This window comes from Arthrobacter sp. K41 (assembly GCF_059089645.1).
The window spans coordinates 70,194-86,000 of sequence record NZ_JBNHEW010000009.1 but is presented as its reverse complement, the minus strand read 5'-3'; the positions used below and the strand labels follow the sequence as shown (position 1 = coordinate 86,000).

Here is a 15,807-nt window from a genome sequence, read left to right as displayed (position 1 = left end):
GGCCACCCGCTACGACAAACTCGCCCTCACCTACCGGGGTGGAGCAGTCCTCCGAGCGATCAGCATCTGGCTGACAGCTTTAGGAGACACGCCCTAGTGGCGTAGCCCTAAGCAGGAGGACCAAACCTGCGAGGCACAACAGCGAGAGAGCCATGATAAAGAGCCGGGTCAGCGGGATCGGCGCACCCAGCAACTCGATGTTTCCCTGGAGCCACGTTGGCGCGCGGACATCCACGCTGGGTGCGCCGAAGAGGTCCCGTGCGGCTTGCTGCAGGATGAGCGCTACCCCGAAAGTAACCAGAAGCGTGTCCAGGGGCCGATGGTACATGCGGCGTAGCAGCACCGCCTCGAGCACCAGCCCCAGGACACCGCCCACGACGAAACCCACCGGAATGGAAACCAGCAGTGAAACCCCGGCATCCGAGATGGCCTGCTGAACCACAAAGGCTGTATAGGCTCCGGCCATCATACATTCACCGTGGGCCATGTTGATGACCCCCATTTGACCGAAAGTCAACGACAACCCGAGTGCCGCCAGGAGCAGCACGGAACCGAGGCTGAGCCCGGCGAACATCTGCCCTATCAGGAGTTCCATTCCAGCAGGCCTTTCTTCGAAGTGTGGGCAGCTGTTACTTGGCCAAATCCTTGGCCCAGTCGTAGGTGGCCAGGAACGGATCCGGTTCAACGGCTTCCGGTGAGGACCAGACGGTGTCAATGAGGCCCTCCGCGTTGATCTTGCCAATCCGGGGAGTCTTGGTGATGTGGTTGTTCTCCCCGTCCACTGTCACCAGGCCTTCGGGCGCCTCGAAGGCGACCCCGTCCGCTGCGGCCTGAACCTTGTCCACGTCAAACGACCCGGCCTTTTCCACCATGGCCTTCCAGAGATACAGGGAGGTGTAGGCAGCCTCCATGGGGTCGCTCGTCACCCTCTCGGCACCGAACTTCGCCTTGAACGCTGCGACGAACTTTTTGTTGGCTGGGGTATCAAGGGTCTGGTAGTAGTCCCAGGCCGTCAACTGTCCTTCAACGTTGTCCAGGCCGACGCCGGGAACTTCCTCTTCGGCAATGGAAACCGAGACAACGGGCATGCTGTCAGCGGTTAGGCCGACGCTCTTGTACTGACGGAAGAAGGCCACATTGCTGTCGCCGTTCAAAGTGTTGAAGACCGCGTCGGCTTTGGAGTCCCGCACTTTATTTACGATGGTGGAAAACTCGGTCGAGCCGAGCGGCGTGTACTCTTCGCCTAGAATTTCCATGCCCTTGGCCGCGGCGTAGGCCCGAATGATCTTGTTGGCCGTCCGCGGAAAGACATAGTCGCTGCCCACCAGGAAAAGCGACTTGGTTCCCTGCTCGGCCAGGTAATCCAAAGCCGGAATGATTTACTGGTTCGTAGTGGCGCCGGTATAGAAAATGTTTTTCGACGACTCCAGGCCTTCATACTGCACCGGATAAAACAGAAGGGCATCGTTGGCTTCGAACACCGGGAGCATGGCTTTGCGGCTTGACGAGGTCCAGCCGCCGAAGACTGCGGCTGTGCAGTCCTGTTGAATCAGTTTTCCGGCACGTTCAGCAAACTTGGTCGGTTCGCTGGCGCCGTCCTCACTGACCACCTGTAGCTGCTTGCCCAAAACACCGCCGGAAGCATTGATTTCCTCCGCGGCCAGGGTCAGGGAGTCGAAGACGGTGCTCTCGCTGATGGCCATGGTGCCGGACAGCGAGTTTATGAAACCCACTTTGATGCTGTTGCCTGACGTGTCTACACAGGAACTGCCGGTGCTGGCGGTGGAGCCTCCGGACGCAGGGTCCGCAATCTGGCTGCCACAACCTGCCAGCACCGTGGCCACCGCGGCCGCAGTAAGGGGAAGGAAAGCGCGTTTGTTAACCGAAACCCTCATGTGTACCTGCTTCTCATTCAGCCGCTGCCAAGGCAGCGGCTCGCCTCCAAGGCCTTGGAAAGTGACCTCTTGCGATGAATGTAGGAGCCGATTGTTTCGGTGCCTGGAGGATTGGTTTCGGGACAGTTTCCAAACTGTTGCCTGGGCTGGCCCAAGGCCACGGCGCAGGAAGGAATGAGCGGAAGAACCGCGGGAAAGCGGGACGCTGAGATTTAACCTGCGGGAAACGTGCTGATCCGTAACTTAGGCCTGCGGGCCGGACACAATCCACGAAGGCAATGGCACCGCTCACCTGCGGTTATAGGAAAATAGGCGGCCAGCGGCCGGCTCGCGCCAGGCGGAAGTAGGGGCGCCTACCGCCCGATGGCGCGCGGCCGCCAGAGCACCACGGCCTGCGACCGCGGCCGGGGCCGTTGGCCCCGGGCCAGGCTCACCACGTCGCCTGCAGCACCGGCTGCGAAAATGCGCGAATCGAAAGGCTGCGGCCGGCGGCTCAGTTCGTCCGCCAGCTCGGAAACCCGGCGCTGCAAAGCGGCCACCTGGTTTTCGAGCTCGAGGATCCGTTTGATGCCTTCGAGCGAGACGCCTTCCTGGGACAGCCGCTGCACCTCGCGCAACATGTTGATGTCGCGCTGCGAGTAGCGGCGGGACTTTCCGGGCGCGCGGCTGGGCGAGACGATGCCCATCCGGTCGTACTGCCGAAGGGTCTGGGGGTGCATGTCCGCCAGTTCAGCCGCCACCGAAATTACAAAGATCGGCTGGTCTGAGTTGATGTCCACGGCTCACCCGCTGCTAAAGCCGGGCCTTGGCGGCCAGGCCCTCTCGGACGTCAGCGCCGGCTGTGGCATCGGCAAACGCCTTCACCGCAGCTTCAGCTTCCTTGTTCAGGTTCTTGGGCACGGCGACGGCGATGGTCACCAGCAGGTCCCCGGTCCCCTTGGAAGTTTTCACGCCTTTGCCCTTGACCCGCAGCGTACGGCCCGACGGCGTACCGGCCGGCACGCGGACCCGCACCTTTTCGCCGTCAATGGTGGGCACTTCGATATCGGCACCCAGCGCAGCTTCGGGAAAGGTGACCGGGACGTGCACGCGGAGGTTGTCGCCGTCGCGGGTGTAAAACTCGTGCGGCTTGACCGCCACGGAGACCACGAGGTCGCCGTTGCCGGCCGGACCCGGCTGGCCCTTGCCTCGCACCCGGACCTTCTGGCCGTCCTTGATGCCGGCAGGCACGCGGACGTCGATGACTTCACCGCTGGGTTCCCGCAGCCCGATGGTGGTGCCGCGGATGGAACCCGAGAAGGAGATGCTGGTGGAGGCAGACCGGTCGGCGCCTTTCTGCGGAGCGCGCTGGAAACCCGTCTGGCCGAAACCGCCGCCAAACAGGTCCGCGAACTCGGGCGGGATGCCGCCCGAAGAAGGATTGAAGCCCCCGGCGTGGCGTCCGGTGTTGCCCGTGAAAAGGCCGCCGAACATGTCCTCAAACCCGCCGTTGCCTCCTCCGGCACCGCCGGGAGCAAAGCGGGCCCCGCCTCCCATGGCGCGGATGGCGTCATACTGCTGGCGCTCTTCGGGATCGGAGAGAACAGAGTAAGCCTCGGAGATGTCCTTGAACTTCTTCTCGGAAGCAGAGTTTCCCGAGTTGGTATCAGGGTGGTGCTCGCGTGCCAGCTTCCGGTAAGCCTTCTTGATATCGGCGTCGGAAGCGTCCTTGGCGACACCAAGGATCTTGTAAAAGTCCTTGTCCACCCAATCCTGGCTAGCCAATGGCGTTTCCTTTCGAAAGTTATGAATCGGTGGTTGAGCTTATCGAAACCCAAGTTTCGACAAGCTCAACCACCGGAGTATAGCTACGCAGGTACTGCGACGATGACCTGGGCGGCCCGGAGGACGCGTTCGCCTGACTTGTAGCCGGAGCGGAGCACCTGGCTGACGGTGTCAACTTCGATGTCCCCGCCGGGCTGCTGGATGAGGGCCTCGTGGATCGTGGGATCGAACTCCACGCCGGTCTCGTCGATTCGAACCAAACCGTAGGTCTTCAGCGCGTTCTCCAGCTTTGCGGCGATCGCGGCGAAGGGGCCGTCGGCGAGGTCGCCGTGCTGCCGGGCGGCGTCGACGTCGTCCAATACAGGAAGCAGGGAGTTCAGGACGCCGATGACGGCCATCTCCCCTGCCACGGCACGGTCGCGTTCAACGCGCTTGCGGTAGTTGACGTACTCGGCCTGCAGGCGGAGGAGGTCGTTCTTCAGCTCTGCTGCTTCAGCTGAGGAGCCACCTGCCGAAACACCCTGCGCCACGGATTCCTCTGCCGGCACCTGGATGCCGTTGAGGATCTCTTCGGCCTGGGCAAGCGCGTCGCCGTCGGAATCCTCCGCCTCGGGACCGGCACCCTGGGCCTGACCGCCCTCGGGGTGCCGGGTTGCCCCGGTCACCGGGTCAACCTTGCGGTTGTCCCGGATGACCGGTTCCTGGCGGCCGTTGCCCTGCTGCTCCTGGAGGTGCTCTTCACGGGGTGACGTGTTGTGCTCTTCCTCGTTACCGTGGTGCGGCATGGTTACTTCTTCGCTTCGTCTTCGTCGATGATCTCGGCGTCGACGATGTCTTCGTCGCCCTTGTCACCGGCCGGAGCGCCGCCTTCAGCACCTGCGGCACCGGTTGCGCCGTTGGGGGAACCGGCCTGGGAGTAAATGGCCTCGCCCAGCTTGCCCTGGGAAGCCTGGAGCTTCTCGAAGGCGGCCTTCACTGCGGCGTCGTCCGTGCCTTCGAGGACCTTCTTGAGGTCGTCAACGTCAGTCTGGACCTCGGTCTTGACCTCTTCAGGCAGCTTGTCGGCGTTGTCGGCAATGAGCTTGTCCACGGAGTAGGCAAGCTGCTCCGCGGTATTGCGGGTGTCGGTGGCCTCGCGGCGGGCCTTGTCCTCGGCTGCGTGCTCCTCGGCATCCTTGACCATGCGGTCGATGTCTTCCTTGGAGAGGCTGGAACCGCCCGTGATGGTCATGGACTGTTCCTTGCCGGTGCCCTTGTCCTTGGCGGAGACGTGGACAATGCCGTTGGCGTCGATGTCGAAGGTGACCTCAACCTGCGGGACGCCGCGCGGAGCCGGCGCGATGCCGGTCAGCTCGAACGTTCCCAGCGGCTTGTTGTCGCGGGTGAACTCGCGCTCGCCCTGGAAGACCTGGATAGCCACAGACGGCTGGTTGTCATCAGCCGTGGTGAAGGTCTCGGACCGCTTAGTGGGGATGGCGGTGTTGCGCTCGATCAGGTGCGTCATCACGCCACCCTTGGTTTCGATGCCGAGGGACAGCGGGGTGACGTCGATCAGGAGTACGTCCTTGCGCTCACCCTTCAGCACACCGGCCTGGAGGGCTGCGCCAACAGCGACGACCTCATCCGGGTTCACGCCCTTGTTGGGCTCCTTGCCGCCGGCCAGTTCCTTGACCAGGTCGTAAACCGCAGGCATACGGGTGGAGCCGCCGACGAGGACGATGTGGTTGATGTCGGAGAGCTTAATGCCGGCTTCCTTGATCACATCGTGGAAGGGCTTCTTGGTGCGCTCCAGCAGGTCCTTGGTGAGGTCCTGGAACTTGGCGCGGGTCAGCTGCTCGTCCAGGTGGACCGGGCCGTCGGGGGTGACGGACAGGTACTGGAGGGAGACGTTGGTGCTGGTGGAGGAGGAAAGTTCCTTCTTGGCCTGCTCTGCTGCTTCGCGGAGGCGCTGGAGGGCGATCTTGTCCTTGGACAGGTCGATGCCCTTAACCTTGAGCTGGTTGAGCAGGTAGTCAACCACGCGCTGGTCCCAGTCGTCGCCGCCGAGGCGGTTGTCACCGGCGGTGGCGCGGACCTGAATGGTGGAGAAGTTGTCTTCGTCCTTGCCGACCTCCAGCAGGGAGACGTCGAAGGTGCCGCCGCCGAGGTCGAAGACCAGGATGAGTTCGTCTTCCTTGCCCTTGTCCAGGCCGTAGGCCAGTGCCGCGGCGGTGGGCTCGTTGACGATGCGCAGGACGTTCAGGCCTGCGATCTCGCCGGCTTCCTTGGTGGCCTGGCGCTCGGCGTCGTTGAAGTAGGCCGGGACGGTGATGACGGCGTCGGTGACCTTTTCACCCAGGTAGGACTCGGCGTCGTTCTTCAGCTTCATGAGGATACGCGCGGAGATTTCCTGCGGGGTGTACTTCTTCTCATCGATGCCGACGGTCCAGCCGGTGCCCATGTGGCGCTTGACGGAAGCGATGGTGCGGTCGATGTTGTTGACGGCCTGGCGCTTGGCGATCTCGCCGACCAGGACCTCGCCGGACTTGGAGAATGCAACGACGGACGGCGTGGTGCGGCCACCCTCGGCGTTGGCAATAACGGTGGGCTCGCCACCTTCGAGAACGGAGACGACGGAGTTGGTGGTTCCGAGGTCGATACCTACTGCACGTGACATGTGTTGCTTCCTTCTTTCCTTGGAAACTGCGGGCGCCCAGACAATTGAGCGTTCTGCACTCAACTCTACTCAGGGCGTCAGCGATGTCAATCCAAAGTTGAGTGACCTACGCTCAAGTCTGGGTTTAGGCAGTGCGGGGCGGGCTTGGATTTCCGCGAAAAGCCGGTGTTAAAAGCGAACGACGACGGCTCTCCGTTTCGCTGCTGGAGAACGCCGCCGCCGTACTGCCTGCCTGGTTGTGCTACCTGTCTCCGTCCCGGTGACCGTGAAGGGGCCCACGCTCCTCCGCGGTGGTGTTGACCTGCCCGTCCGTAAGCCTTTCGCGGATGCTGTCCGTTTCGTGGGCCGTTCCGGCGGTGCCGGCAGAGCCGTAGTCGCCGTCCTCGTATTCCCCGTCTTCAAGGTTTCGGGCAGCGTCACCGGCGGTGCCGGCATCGCCGTAGTCGCCGCTCACGTATTGCCCGCCTTCGCCCTCGAGGCCGGGGGCAGTGCTTCCTTCGCGGGGCTCCTCGCCGAAAGTTTCCTGGTTCTCAGTCATGGTGCATCTCTCCTTGAGTTCCGCGTCCATGCGGGCGCATTTGCAGTCTATCCAGCAGGACTTTCCGTCAATAGGGCCGGAAGGGGCGCCTGCCAGGCAGGGCACCCCCATCAGGTCCTGCTTACCGGCGGCCGGCTCCTTCCAGGTCGGTTTCGTGGCTCCGGCCGGCCTCGCCCCATACGGCGGCGTCCTGTTCGGGGCGGCCCGGCTTGCCCGGCCACCAGATCCGGGGACCGATGTCATAGGCCAGGGCGGGCACCAGCAGCGAGCGCACCAGGACGGTGTCAAGCAGCACTCCGAACGCGACGATGAACGCCAGCTGCACCAGGAACATGATGGGAATGACGCCCAGCGCGGCGAAGGTCGCTGCCAGCACCACGCCTGCGGATGTGATGACGCCGCCGGTGACGCTGAGTCCCCGGAGAATGCCGGGGCGGGTGCCGTGCTTGAGGGATTCCTCGCGGACCCGGCTCATCAGGAAGATGTTGTAGTCCACGCCGAGGGCGACAAGGAATACAAAACCGAACAACGGTACGGTGGCGTCCGCGCCCGGGAAGCCCAGGATGTTGTTGAACACCAGCGCCGAGACGCCCATGGCGGCCGCGTAGGAGAGCACCACGGAGAGCACCAGCAGGACCGGCGCCAGGACTGAGCGCAGCAGCAGCATAAGGATGAAGAGGATGACCACCAGGACAACCGGGATGATGATCACCAGGTCCCGCTGCGCGGTGGTGTTGGTGTCCAGGGCTGTCGCCGTCACGCCTCCCACCAGCGCGCCCGGGTCCACCGCCTTGATGTCGTCGCGAAGGGCCTTCACAGCCTCCTCGGCCTCGATGGAATCAGCTGCGGAGTTCAGCGTGGCATTGATCAGCACCTTTCCTTCGCGGACGTCCGGCGAGCTGGGAGCGCCGGGGGCTCCGGTAATGGGCACCGAGCCCTGGGCCAGCAGGTAGGCCTCGCCCACGCCGTCGGCCGCCTTCACAGTGTCCAGCACCTCCTGTGCCTTCCCTTGATCCGCGACCACGACGGCGGGGCTGCCGCTGCCGGCGTCGAAATGGCGTGCCAAGGCGTCCTGGCCGTCCACCGCATTGGAAGCACTGAGGATGACGTCCGTCTGCGGGACGCCGTTGGCCTTGAGCTGCAGGAGACCGGCGGAACCGGCAAGCAGAACGAGTACCGAGGCAACCCAGATGATGCGGGGGCGCCGGGAAACCAGCGAGCCGGTGGCCCGCCACAGTCCCTTCTGGCCTTCCAGCCCGGTCACGATCTCCGGCCCACGCGCGCCTGCCGGCGCAAGCTTCGGGCGGAAGGGCCAGAACGCTGCGCGGCCCAAAAGGGCCATCAGTGCGGGTAGCAGGGTCAGGGCTGCGAACAGCGAGCAGAGGATGCCTGCTGCAGCCACCGGCCCCAAGGCTTTGTTGGAGTTGAGGTCCGAGAAGAGCAGGCACAGCAGCGCGATGATCACGGTGGCGCCTGAAGCCAGGATGGGCTCGAAGGAGGCTTTCCAGGCAGTCAACACGGCGGCCGTGCGGTTGCTCGTATGGGTGAGGGCTTCACGGAACCTTGCCACATACAGCAGCGCGTAGTCCGTGGCGGCGCCGATCACCAGGATGGACAGGATGCCCTGGCTCTGGCCGTTGAGCTGGATCCAGCCCGCCTTGGCCATGCCAAAGACCAGCAGGATCGCCGCGCACAGTGCGAAGACCGAGGTCAGGAGCACCACGATGGGAAGCAGCAGTGAGCGGTAGACAACCAGCAGGATCACGAACACGGCGGCCAGCGCCACGAGCAGGAGGATTCCATCGATGCCGGCAAAGGCTGCGGTGAGATCGGCAGCAAGCCCGGCAGGACCGGTAACGAACGTGCGCAGGCCTTCCGGTGCCGCCTCGGCCACGGTGTCCCGCAGTTCCTGGACGGCCTCCTTGATCTCGGCGGAAGAATCAATCGGGGCGATGAACTGGACTGCCTTGCCGTCCTCGGAGGGGATGGGTCCGATCACGGCGCTGCCGAGCTCGAGGCCTTCAAGCTCTGTCCGGAGGCTTGCAATGTCGCCCAGCTGTTCCGGACTCAAAGCTTCCTCGCCCTCCAGGACGATGACGCCGGGAACTTCATCGGAGTCCCGGAACTTTGCTTGCCAGTCACGCGCGGCGGTTGCCTCGGCGCTGGCGGGCAGGAAAGACGCTTGATCGTTGGAGGAGACCTCTTCCAGGCGACCGAAGGTGGGACCGCCCACCCCTGCAAGGGCCAGCCACGTCAAGACCAGGATCACGGGAAGCAGCCAGCGCAGCCAGAACGGGACGCGTTCCTTGGCATGGGAGTGGGAGTTCATGGGGCCTTCCTAGTGCTGGGCAGGAGTAGAATTGGTTCCATATTAAAGTATCTCTGCGATGGAGATAAGTGTTTACCTAGCTTTTTCTCTCCGGCACCGATGAGGGCGGGCGGGCGCTCCTGAAGTAATATCCGTCAATACGGCCCGGCAGCACGACTGCCGTCCACAGCGGAGAGTTCCCGCTTAAGGCACACATTGGAGGGGCATGACCGGCGAGGAAACTGCCGCCATCACCGGCCCTCCCACGGGTGAGGGCCCGCATCCGCTGGTTCGGCTCCTTCAGGAGTTCACGCTGGAGGCCAACCGCTACGTGGACTCAGCGGGCGGGCGCAAGGACATGCACCGGACGGACCTGAATGCACTGGCAGTGATCATGCGCCACACTGCCGCCGGCGGCACGGTCACGCCGGGGCTCCTCCGCAAGGAACTGAACCTCAGCTCGCCTGCCACCACCGCGCTGATCGACAGGCTGGACAACTCCGGGCATGTGGTGCGCGAGCGCGACAGTTCGGACCGCCGGCAGGTCCACCTGCGGATGACACCCAAGGCATTCCAGGACGGCGGAGCCATTTTCGCTCCCCTCTCGCGGCGGATGGGGAGCGCCATGGCGGATTTCAGCCCGGAGGAGCTGGAGACGGTGACCCGGTTCATGACGGCCATGGTGGAAGCCACGGTGGCCGCACGGGAAGAATCGGCCAACACGCCCGGTTCTCCCACGGCGCGCAAGTAGGTCGCGCCAGCGTCGTCTTACGGCCCGAAACGACAGTGGGAGTTACCCGGTTGGGGGGTAGCGTTTGATTATGAGTGCGCAGCAGCCTGAAGACGACGTTTACACGCACGGCCACCACGAGTCGGTGGTCCGGGCCCATGCCGCCAGGACGGCCGAGAATTCCGCGGCGTTTGTCCTGCCGCACCTGAGGCCGGGGGTTGAAGTGCTCGACGTCGGCTGCGGGCCGGGCAGCATCACCTGTGATTTCGCCGCCCTGGTCACCCCCGGAAAGGTCACCGGGCTGGACCGCTCCCCGGACATTATCGCCCAGGCAAAGGCCCTCGCCGCCGAGCGGGAGGTCGCCAACGTCGAGTTCGTGGCCGGCAACATCTACGACCTCGACTTCGAGGACGAAACGTTCGACGTCGTCCACGCCCACCAGGTCCTGCAGCACCTGACCGACCCGGTGGAGGCGCTGCGGGAGATGCGCCGGGTCGCAAAGCCCGGCGGGATTGTTGCAGTACGCGACGCCGACTTCCATGGCATGAGCTGGTACCCCGCCATCCCCGAGCTGGACGAGTGGATGGAGCTGTACCAGCGCATCGCGCGGCGCAACGGAGCAGAGCCCGACGCCGGGCGGCGGCTTGTCAGCTGGGCCCAGTCCGCGGGCTTCACCGACGTCGCGCCCAGCAGCAGCAACTGGCTTTATGCCACAGGCCAGCAGCGGCGCTGGCAGGCCCGGGTCTGGGGTGAGCGCGTCCTGCACTCAGCGTTTGCTGAACAGGCGCTGGAATACGGGTTCGCCAACCCTGCGGACCTTGCCCGGATTTCCGCCGGCTGGCACCGCTGGGGCTCCACCGACGACGGCTGGTTCCTGATCCCCAACGGCGAGGTCATAGCGCGGGCATAGATCCGCGGCGGTGTGCAGGCAACGTCAAACCGCCGCTGGTACTGATCGTGTCCATAGCTGCCACTAAGCTTTACTGGTGCAATTCTCACTTTGGCTTGCCCTGGCCGGCGCCGGCGCCCTGATCAGTTTCACCCCCGGCGCCGGAGCCATCAACACCATGAGCAACTCCCTGAACGCCGGCTTCCGCCGCTCCATTTGGGGCATCCTCGGGCAGCAGGCAGCGCTGGTCATCCATGTGGTGATCGTGGCTCTTGGCGTGGGGGTGCTGGTGGCCAGTTCCCCTGTGGCCTTCAACGTCATCCGCTATGCTGGCGCCGCGTACCTGGTTTACCTGGGCATCCGGCAGTTCCTCAGCAAGCCGGACCTTGGGCAGGAAAAGATTGCGGGCCTTCGGAACGAGCCTGCCTGGTCCATTTTTCGGCGCGGGCTCTGGGTGAATCTGCTGAACCCGAAGGCAATTGTTTTCTTCCTGGCTTTTATGCCCCAGTTCATCCGTCCCGAGCAGCCGCTCCTGGCCCAGTACGCAGTTCTTACGGCGACGGTTGTGGCCATCGACATCTTGGTGATGTGGTTCTTCTTTGCCGCCGCAGCACGGTCCTTCGAACGGTTCACGCACAGCGCCCGGGGGCAGCTGATCCTCAACCGCGCGTTCGGCATCCTCTTTGTCGCCGTGGGCATCCTGCTGGCTTTCCTCCACTGACCTTCATCGCACTGCACCGGGCGTATCAAGGAGTATGACGGGGCTGCAAAATTTCTTTACAAAAAAGTCAACCTTTGTGAAACTGCCGCTAGCCAACAGGGGCCATTAGCACGCATGCTTACTACATGAACTCAGTGTCGAGCCCATACCGCGTCATCGCCGTCTGCACCGGAAATATCTGCCGCTCCCCCATGGCAGAGTTCATGCTCGCTGCGGCGCTGCAACGCGAGGGGCTGGACACCGTGGTCACCGTCGACTCCGCAGGCACCACCGGCTACGAAGCAGGCCGGCCCATCGACCCGCGGGCCGCACGCCGGTTGTCGGCAACGAAGCTTCCCTCCGATAAACACCGCGCCCGGGAATGGCATCCGGCGTGGTTCCGCGAACGGGACCTCATCCTGGCCCTGGACATTGACCATTACGCCTGGCTCACCGAAGCGGCTCCGGACCAGGAGTCCAGGGATAAGGTCCGCATGCTGCGCAGTTTTGATCCCCTGCTGGCGGAAAAGGACCTGCTGGACCAGGGCATCGAGGATCCCTGGTACGGCGGCCAGTCCGATTTCGACGCCGTCTGGCGCCAGATCCACGACGCGCTGCCTGGGCTCGTGAACCACATCAAGGGTGCCGTCATCAAAGATGCCCAGCTACTGCACAGATGAAAGCCCGGCGGGGAAAAAAGGTACGCTCTAACCCATGAGCCCAGCCCCCGTCATCATCGCCATTGACGGGCGCTCCGGCGCAGGGAAGACAACGCTCGCGGTCGAACTGGCGGCGCGGCTGCGCGCCCATCACAAGGTCGCGCTGTTCCACCTCGAGGACATCTACCCCGGCTGGAATGGGCTGATGGCCGGCATCGACCGCTATGTCGCCACCGTCCTCGAACCCTTGAGCCGGGGGGATGCGGCTACCTGGACAAGCTGGGACTGGGATAAACATTACGACGGCGACGTCCGCGTCACGCTGCCCGCCGAGATTGTGATCGTAGAGGGAGTCGGGTCCGCTGCCGGCGCCGCGCGCCCACTTCTCAGCGCCGTCATTTGGGCGGACTCTCCGGAGGACGTGCGGCGCACCCGCGCCCTGGACCGGGACGGCGGGACCTACGAACCCTACTGGGACCAATGGGCGGCCCAGGAAGAGGAGTGGCTGAACGGCGACGACGTCCCGCGCCACGCCGACGTACGCGTCCTGAACCGGGCCGACGGCAGCGCCCCCTCCGATGTCCTGCAGCTCCTGCCGTACCTCCCCGGCCTGGCCACTGCCCTTTCCCCCGAACTGTCCGCCCGCCGCGGCCTAAGCCTTCACGCCGAGCGCCTGGACCTGCGCCCGGATGCGGCTACGCTGTTCCATTCGCTCTACGGCGGCTCACCCAATGCCGTTTGGCTGGACTCTTCCAACGCGGACGGCCCGGCCGGAACCAGAACTTTCCCGCCCGCGTCCGCCGCTGCCGAGCGCAGCCGCTTCAGCATCATGGCGGACGACGCCGGCCAGTCCGGCCAGTCGGTGACGCACCGCTCCGGCGAGAGCGTGATCCGCGCAGGCTGCGCCACAGCCACTGTGGAAGGCTCCTTCTTCCGCTGGCTCGATACGGTGTGGGGCGGAGACGGGGTCAGCATCCCGGACGGTTATCCCGGAGAATTTACGCTCGGCTGGCTGGGATGCCTGGGGTACGAACTCAAGCGGGAAACCGGGGGCGCCGATCTCTCTTCACCCACCCCCGATGCCGCCCTGATCTTCGCCGGCAGGGGCGTAGTACTGGACCACGCCGCCGGCAGTGCCTGGCTCCTGGCCCTGGCTGTTCCTGACGCAGACCAGTGGCTTGGCCAGGCGCGGGCAGCCGTGGAAGCTGCTTCCCGCTCCGCCGCACCGGCCGTCCTGACCGCCCAAGCGGGCGGCAGCAGCGGCGTCGTACTTCCGGCGGTGCCCGTGTTCCGGAGCCGCGATACCAGCGGCGCCTACAAGGCGAAAATCGCCGCGGCGCAGCACGAGATCGCTGAAGGTAACACCTACGAGGTGTGCCTGACCACTACGCTTATTGCCAATGTTCCGGCCGCTGAGCTGGACCCGTGGCAAACCTACCTGGACCTCCGCCGCAAAAACCCGGCCCCCTTCGCCAGCTACTTGAGATTCGGCGGCCTCACGGTGGCCAGCACCTCCCCCGAGCGCTTCCTGAAGTTGGGGTCCGACGGCGGCATGCGCGCCGAACCCATCAAGGGAACCCGCCGCCGGGCCGCTGATTCGGCGGAAGATGAGCAGCTGCGGTGGGACCTCGAAACGTCCTTGAAGGACCGCGCCGAGAACATCATGATCGTTGACCTTCTGCGCAACGACCTCAGCCATTTCGCGGTCCCCGGTTCCGTAACGGTGAGCAGGCTCTGTGCCATCGAAAGCTACGCCACCGTTCACCAAATGGTGAGTACCATCGACGCGCAGCTGCGGCGCGGATCATCCCGTGCCGAAGCTGTGGCAGCCTGCTTCCCTGCCGGTTCCATGACCGGTGCACCCAAGATCAGCACCATGGCCATCCTGGACCGGCTGGAAGGCGAAGGGCGCGGACTGTACTCCGGCGCCGTCGGATACTTCTCCCTGAACGGCGCAACGGACCTCGCCGTCGCCATCCGGACTTTGGTGATCCGCGGGGAAGGTGACGGGACGGTGGAACTGACGCTCGGCGTCGGCGGCGCCATTACCGCCGACTCGGACCCTGATGACGAATATGAGGAGATCCGGACCAAGGCCTTCGGCGTCCTCTCGACCCTTGGCGCGGAGTTTCCTGACGTTTAGACGAGGCCCGCCTGTTACTGGACGGTGGCTGTCAGCCTCGCCACATTGTCCACATAGCGTGCTGCGAGTGGCCGGTTGAGCCAGTCCGCCAGCTTAAGCTCATGCGAAATATCCCGGTAAGTGTCTTCCACGGCACGCATCTTGGTGACAATGTCGGCGCCAAGCAGCATTACCGACACCTCCAGGTTCAGTGAGAAGGAGCGCATGTCCATGTTGCTGGATCCGAGGACGGCCACTTCGTCGTCGATGGTGAAGTGCTTGGCGTGGAGCACAAACGGGGCTTTGTACAGGTAAATCCGGACGCCGGCTTCCAGAAGGGCCTCATAGTAGGAGCGCTGGGCATGGTGGACCAGGAACTGGTCGCCCTTCTCGGAGACGAACAGCTCCACGTCAACCCCGCGCTGGGCAGCGGTGGTGATGGCGTAGAGCAGCGAATCGTCCGGGACGAAGTACGGGCTGCAGATGGAGATCCGGCGCTGGGCGGAGTAGATGAGGGTATTGAAGAGCCTCAGGTTGTTTTCCGTGATGAATCCCGGGCCGCTGGGCACCACCTGCGCCGTGACGTTGCCGGGACGCGCATCCGCCGGGAGCTGCAGTTGGTGTTCCAGGGATTCGTCGGTCTCACTGAGCCAGTCGGTGGCAAAAACGACGTTGAGGGTGGTGACGATCGGCCCATGCAGGCGGGCCATCAGCTCCACCCACTCCCGGCCCGCCTTGCGGTGCCTCGGGTTGTTGTAGGACGGCTCAATCAGGTTCTGCGAGCCGGTGAAGGCGGTCTCGCCGTCGATCACCATGATTTTGCGGTGGTTCCGCAGGTCGGGGCGGCGCCACTGGCCGTGGATGGGCAGGAGCGGAAGCATGCGCTTCCACTGGATCTTGCTGGCCTTGAGCCGTTTCAGGAGCCGGTTGTAGCCCTTGACCCGGAGGGTGCCGATATGGTCGAACAGCACCCGGACTTCCACGCCCCGTTCGGCCGCTTCCTCAAGCGCCGTCAGGAGCTCGTCGGTGATGTGGTCCGTGCTCATGATGTAGAACTCGGCATTTACGAACTTTTTCGCCTTCCGCACCGCCTGCGTCATGTGCAGGATCGAGTCCGGGTAGCCGGGGATAAGCTCCACGGAATTGCCGTCCACCATGGGCAGTGAGCCCAGCCGCCGGTTCAACTCCGCCGCGGACCTCACCCATTCGGGGCCCGGGTAGTCGCTCTCCACGTCCGCCAGCGAGGAGATCCCGGCGCGCACCCGCTCGTTGACCTGCTGCTGCTGCTCCCGCCGTCGTTTGGACAGCTGGAAGTTGCCGAACAGCAGGAAGAGGATGATGCCCAGAAACGGGACAAAAAAGATGCCCAGCAGCCACGCCATCGCTGTGGTGGGCCGCCGGTTGCCGGGGATGATGCCCAGGGCCAGCACCCGGATCACCAGGTCGGCGACGGCCAGCAGCACCACGATCCATGTCGGCGCGGAACCGGCAAGCGAAAATGGCCACAACACGTGTATTCCCCCCGGAGGATGGGCTCCCGGCGGAC

Annotated in this window: 13 protein-coding genes and 1 pseudogene; 5 read left to right on the top strand and 9 right to left on the bottom strand. The window is 64.3% G+C overall.

The features are described from left to right. Window positions 1–79 precede the first annotated feature (79 nt). The 8 genes and pseudogenes from AC5RTE_RS16595 to AC5RTE_RS16560 all read right to left on the bottom strand — a co-directional run bounded on the left by AC5RTE_RS16595 (window position 80) and on the right by AC5RTE_RS16560 (window position 9,182). Complete coding sequence (locus tag AC5RTE_RS16595) at window positions 80–595, bottom strand: ABC transporter permease subunit (protein WP_494042476.1); 516 nt, start codon at window positions 593–595, stop codon at window positions 80–82. Between the two features lie 34 nt (window positions 596–629). Then, window positions 630–1,895: pseudogene (gene urtA / locus AC5RTE_RS16590) on the bottom strand (urea ABC transporter substrate-binding protein). 353 nt (window positions 1,896–2,248) lie between these two features. Then, window positions 2,249–2,674, bottom strand: coding sequence for a heat shock protein transcriptional repressor HspR (locus AC5RTE_RS16585; RefSeq protein WP_494042475.1), 426 nt, complete (start codon window positions 2,672–2,674; stop codon window positions 2,249–2,251). A 13-nt stretch (window positions 2,675–2,687) separates the two neighbouring features. Further along, the gene (locus tag AC5RTE_RS16580) at window positions 2,688–3,659 is read right to left on the bottom strand and encodes a DnaJ C-terminal domain-containing protein (RefSeq protein WP_494042474.1); all 972 of its coding nucleotides are present in this window, start codon (window positions 3,657–3,659) and stop codon (window positions 2,688–2,690) included. An 83-nt stretch (window positions 3,660–3,742) separates the two neighbouring features. Then, window positions 3,743–4,444 (bottom strand): nucleotide exchange factor GrpE, encoded by a 702-nt coding sequence (locus AC5RTE_RS16575; RefSeq protein ID WP_494042473.1) that lies wholly within the window; start codon window positions 4,442–4,444, stop codon window positions 3,743–3,745. Window positions 4,445–4,446: 2 nt separating this feature from the next. Next, entirely contained in the window at window positions 4,447–6,315 is a 1,869-nt protein-coding gene (gene dnaK, locus AC5RTE_RS16570) for a molecular chaperone DnaK (RefSeq protein WP_494042472.1), read from the bottom strand. Between the two features lie 241 nt (window positions 6,316–6,556). Continuing rightward, window positions 6,557–6,853 carry a hypothetical protein gene (locus AC5RTE_RS16565; RefSeq protein WP_494042471.1) on the bottom strand — a complete coding sequence of 99 codons (297 nt, stop codon included), beginning with the start codon at window positions 6,851–6,853 and terminating at the stop codon, window positions 6,557–6,559. 121 nt (window positions 6,854–6,974) lie between these two features. Then, the gene (locus AC5RTE_RS16560) at window positions 6,975–9,182 is read right to left on the bottom strand and encodes an MMPL family transporter (RefSeq protein WP_494042470.1); all 2,208 of its coding nucleotides are present in this window, start codon (window positions 9,180–9,182) and stop codon (window positions 6,975–6,977) included. A 205-nt stretch (window positions 9,183–9,387) separates the two neighbouring features. Between AC5RTE_RS16560 and AC5RTE_RS16555 the strand changes: the two genes are divergently transcribed. The 5 genes from AC5RTE_RS16555 to AC5RTE_RS16535 all read left to right on the top strand — a co-directional run bounded on the left by AC5RTE_RS16555 (window position 9,388) and on the right by AC5RTE_RS16535 (window position 14,282). Further along, window positions 9,388–9,912 (top strand): MarR family winged helix-turn-helix transcriptional regulator, encoded by a 525-nt coding sequence (locus AC5RTE_RS16555; RefSeq protein WP_494042469.1) that lies wholly within the window; start codon window positions 9,388–9,390, stop codon window positions 9,910–9,912. Window positions 9,913–9,982: 70 nt separating this feature from the next. Then, a complete protein-coding gene (locus AC5RTE_RS16550; RefSeq protein WP_494042468.1) occupies window positions 9,983–10,801 on the top strand; it encodes a methyltransferase domain-containing protein in 819 nt (272 codons plus the stop codon). A 76-nt stretch (window positions 10,802–10,877) separates the two neighbouring features. Then, entirely contained in the window at window positions 10,878–11,501 is a 624-nt protein-coding gene (locus AC5RTE_RS16545; protein WP_494042467.1) for a LysE family transporter, read from the top strand. Window positions 11,502–11,626: 125 nt separating this feature from the next. Next, the gene (locus tag AC5RTE_RS16540) at window positions 11,627–12,160 is read left to right on the top strand and encodes a low molecular weight protein-tyrosine-phosphatase (RefSeq protein ID WP_494042466.1); all 534 of its coding nucleotides are present in this window, start codon (window positions 11,627–11,629) and stop codon (window positions 12,158–12,160) included. A 34-nt stretch (window positions 12,161–12,194) separates the two neighbouring features. Then, the gene (locus AC5RTE_RS16535; protein WP_494042465.1) at window positions 12,195–14,282 is read left to right on the top strand and encodes a chorismate-binding protein; all 2,088 of its coding nucleotides are present in this window, start codon (window positions 12,195–12,197) and stop codon (window positions 14,280–14,282) included. 14 nt (window positions 14,283–14,296) lie between these two features. Here the strand turns inward: AC5RTE_RS16535 and cls are convergent, their stop codons facing one another. Next, a complete protein-coding gene (cls, locus tag AC5RTE_RS16530) occupies window positions 14,297–15,772 on the bottom strand; it encodes a cardiolipin synthase (protein ID WP_494042464.1) in 1,476 nt (491 codons plus the stop codon). Window positions 15,773–15,807: the final 35 nt, after the last annotated feature.

Bases quoted from the DNA above. Each gene is read 5' to 3' on its own strand.
- AC5RTE_RS16540 (WP_494042466.1), top strand. From the start codon at position 11,627: ATGAACTCAGTGTCGAGCCCATACCGCGTCATCGCCGTCTGCACCGGA.
- AC5RTE_RS16565 (WP_494042471.1), bottom strand. From the start codon at position 6,853: ATGACTGAGAACCAGGAAACTTTCGGCGAGGAGCCCCGCGAAGGAAGC.
- AC5RTE_RS16535 (WP_494042465.1), top strand. From the start codon at position 12,195: ATGAGCCCAGCCCCCGTCATCATCGCCATTGACGGGCGCTCCGGCGCA.
- AC5RTE_RS16550 (WP_494042468.1), top strand. From the start codon at position 9,983: ATGAGTGCGCAGCAGCCTGAAGACGACGTTTACACGCACGGCCACCAC.
- dnaK (WP_494042472.1), bottom strand. From the start codon at position 6,315: ATGTCACGTGCAGTAGGTATCGACCTCGGAACCACCAACTCCGTCGTC.
- AC5RTE_RS16575 (WP_494042473.1), bottom strand. From the start codon at position 4,444: ATGCCGCACCACGGTAACGAGGAAGAGCACAACACGTCACCCCGTGAA.
- AC5RTE_RS16560 (WP_494042470.1), bottom strand. From the start codon at position 9,182: ATGAACTCCCACTCCCATGCCAAGGAACGCGTCCCGTTCTGGCTGCGC.
- AC5RTE_RS16555 (WP_494042469.1), top strand. From the start codon at position 9,388: ATGACCGGCGAGGAAACTGCCGCCATCACCGGCCCTCCCACGGGTGAG.
- AC5RTE_RS16595 (WP_494042476.1), bottom strand. From the start codon at position 595: ATGGAACTCCTGATAGGGCAGATGTTCGCCGGGCTCAGCCTCGGTTCC.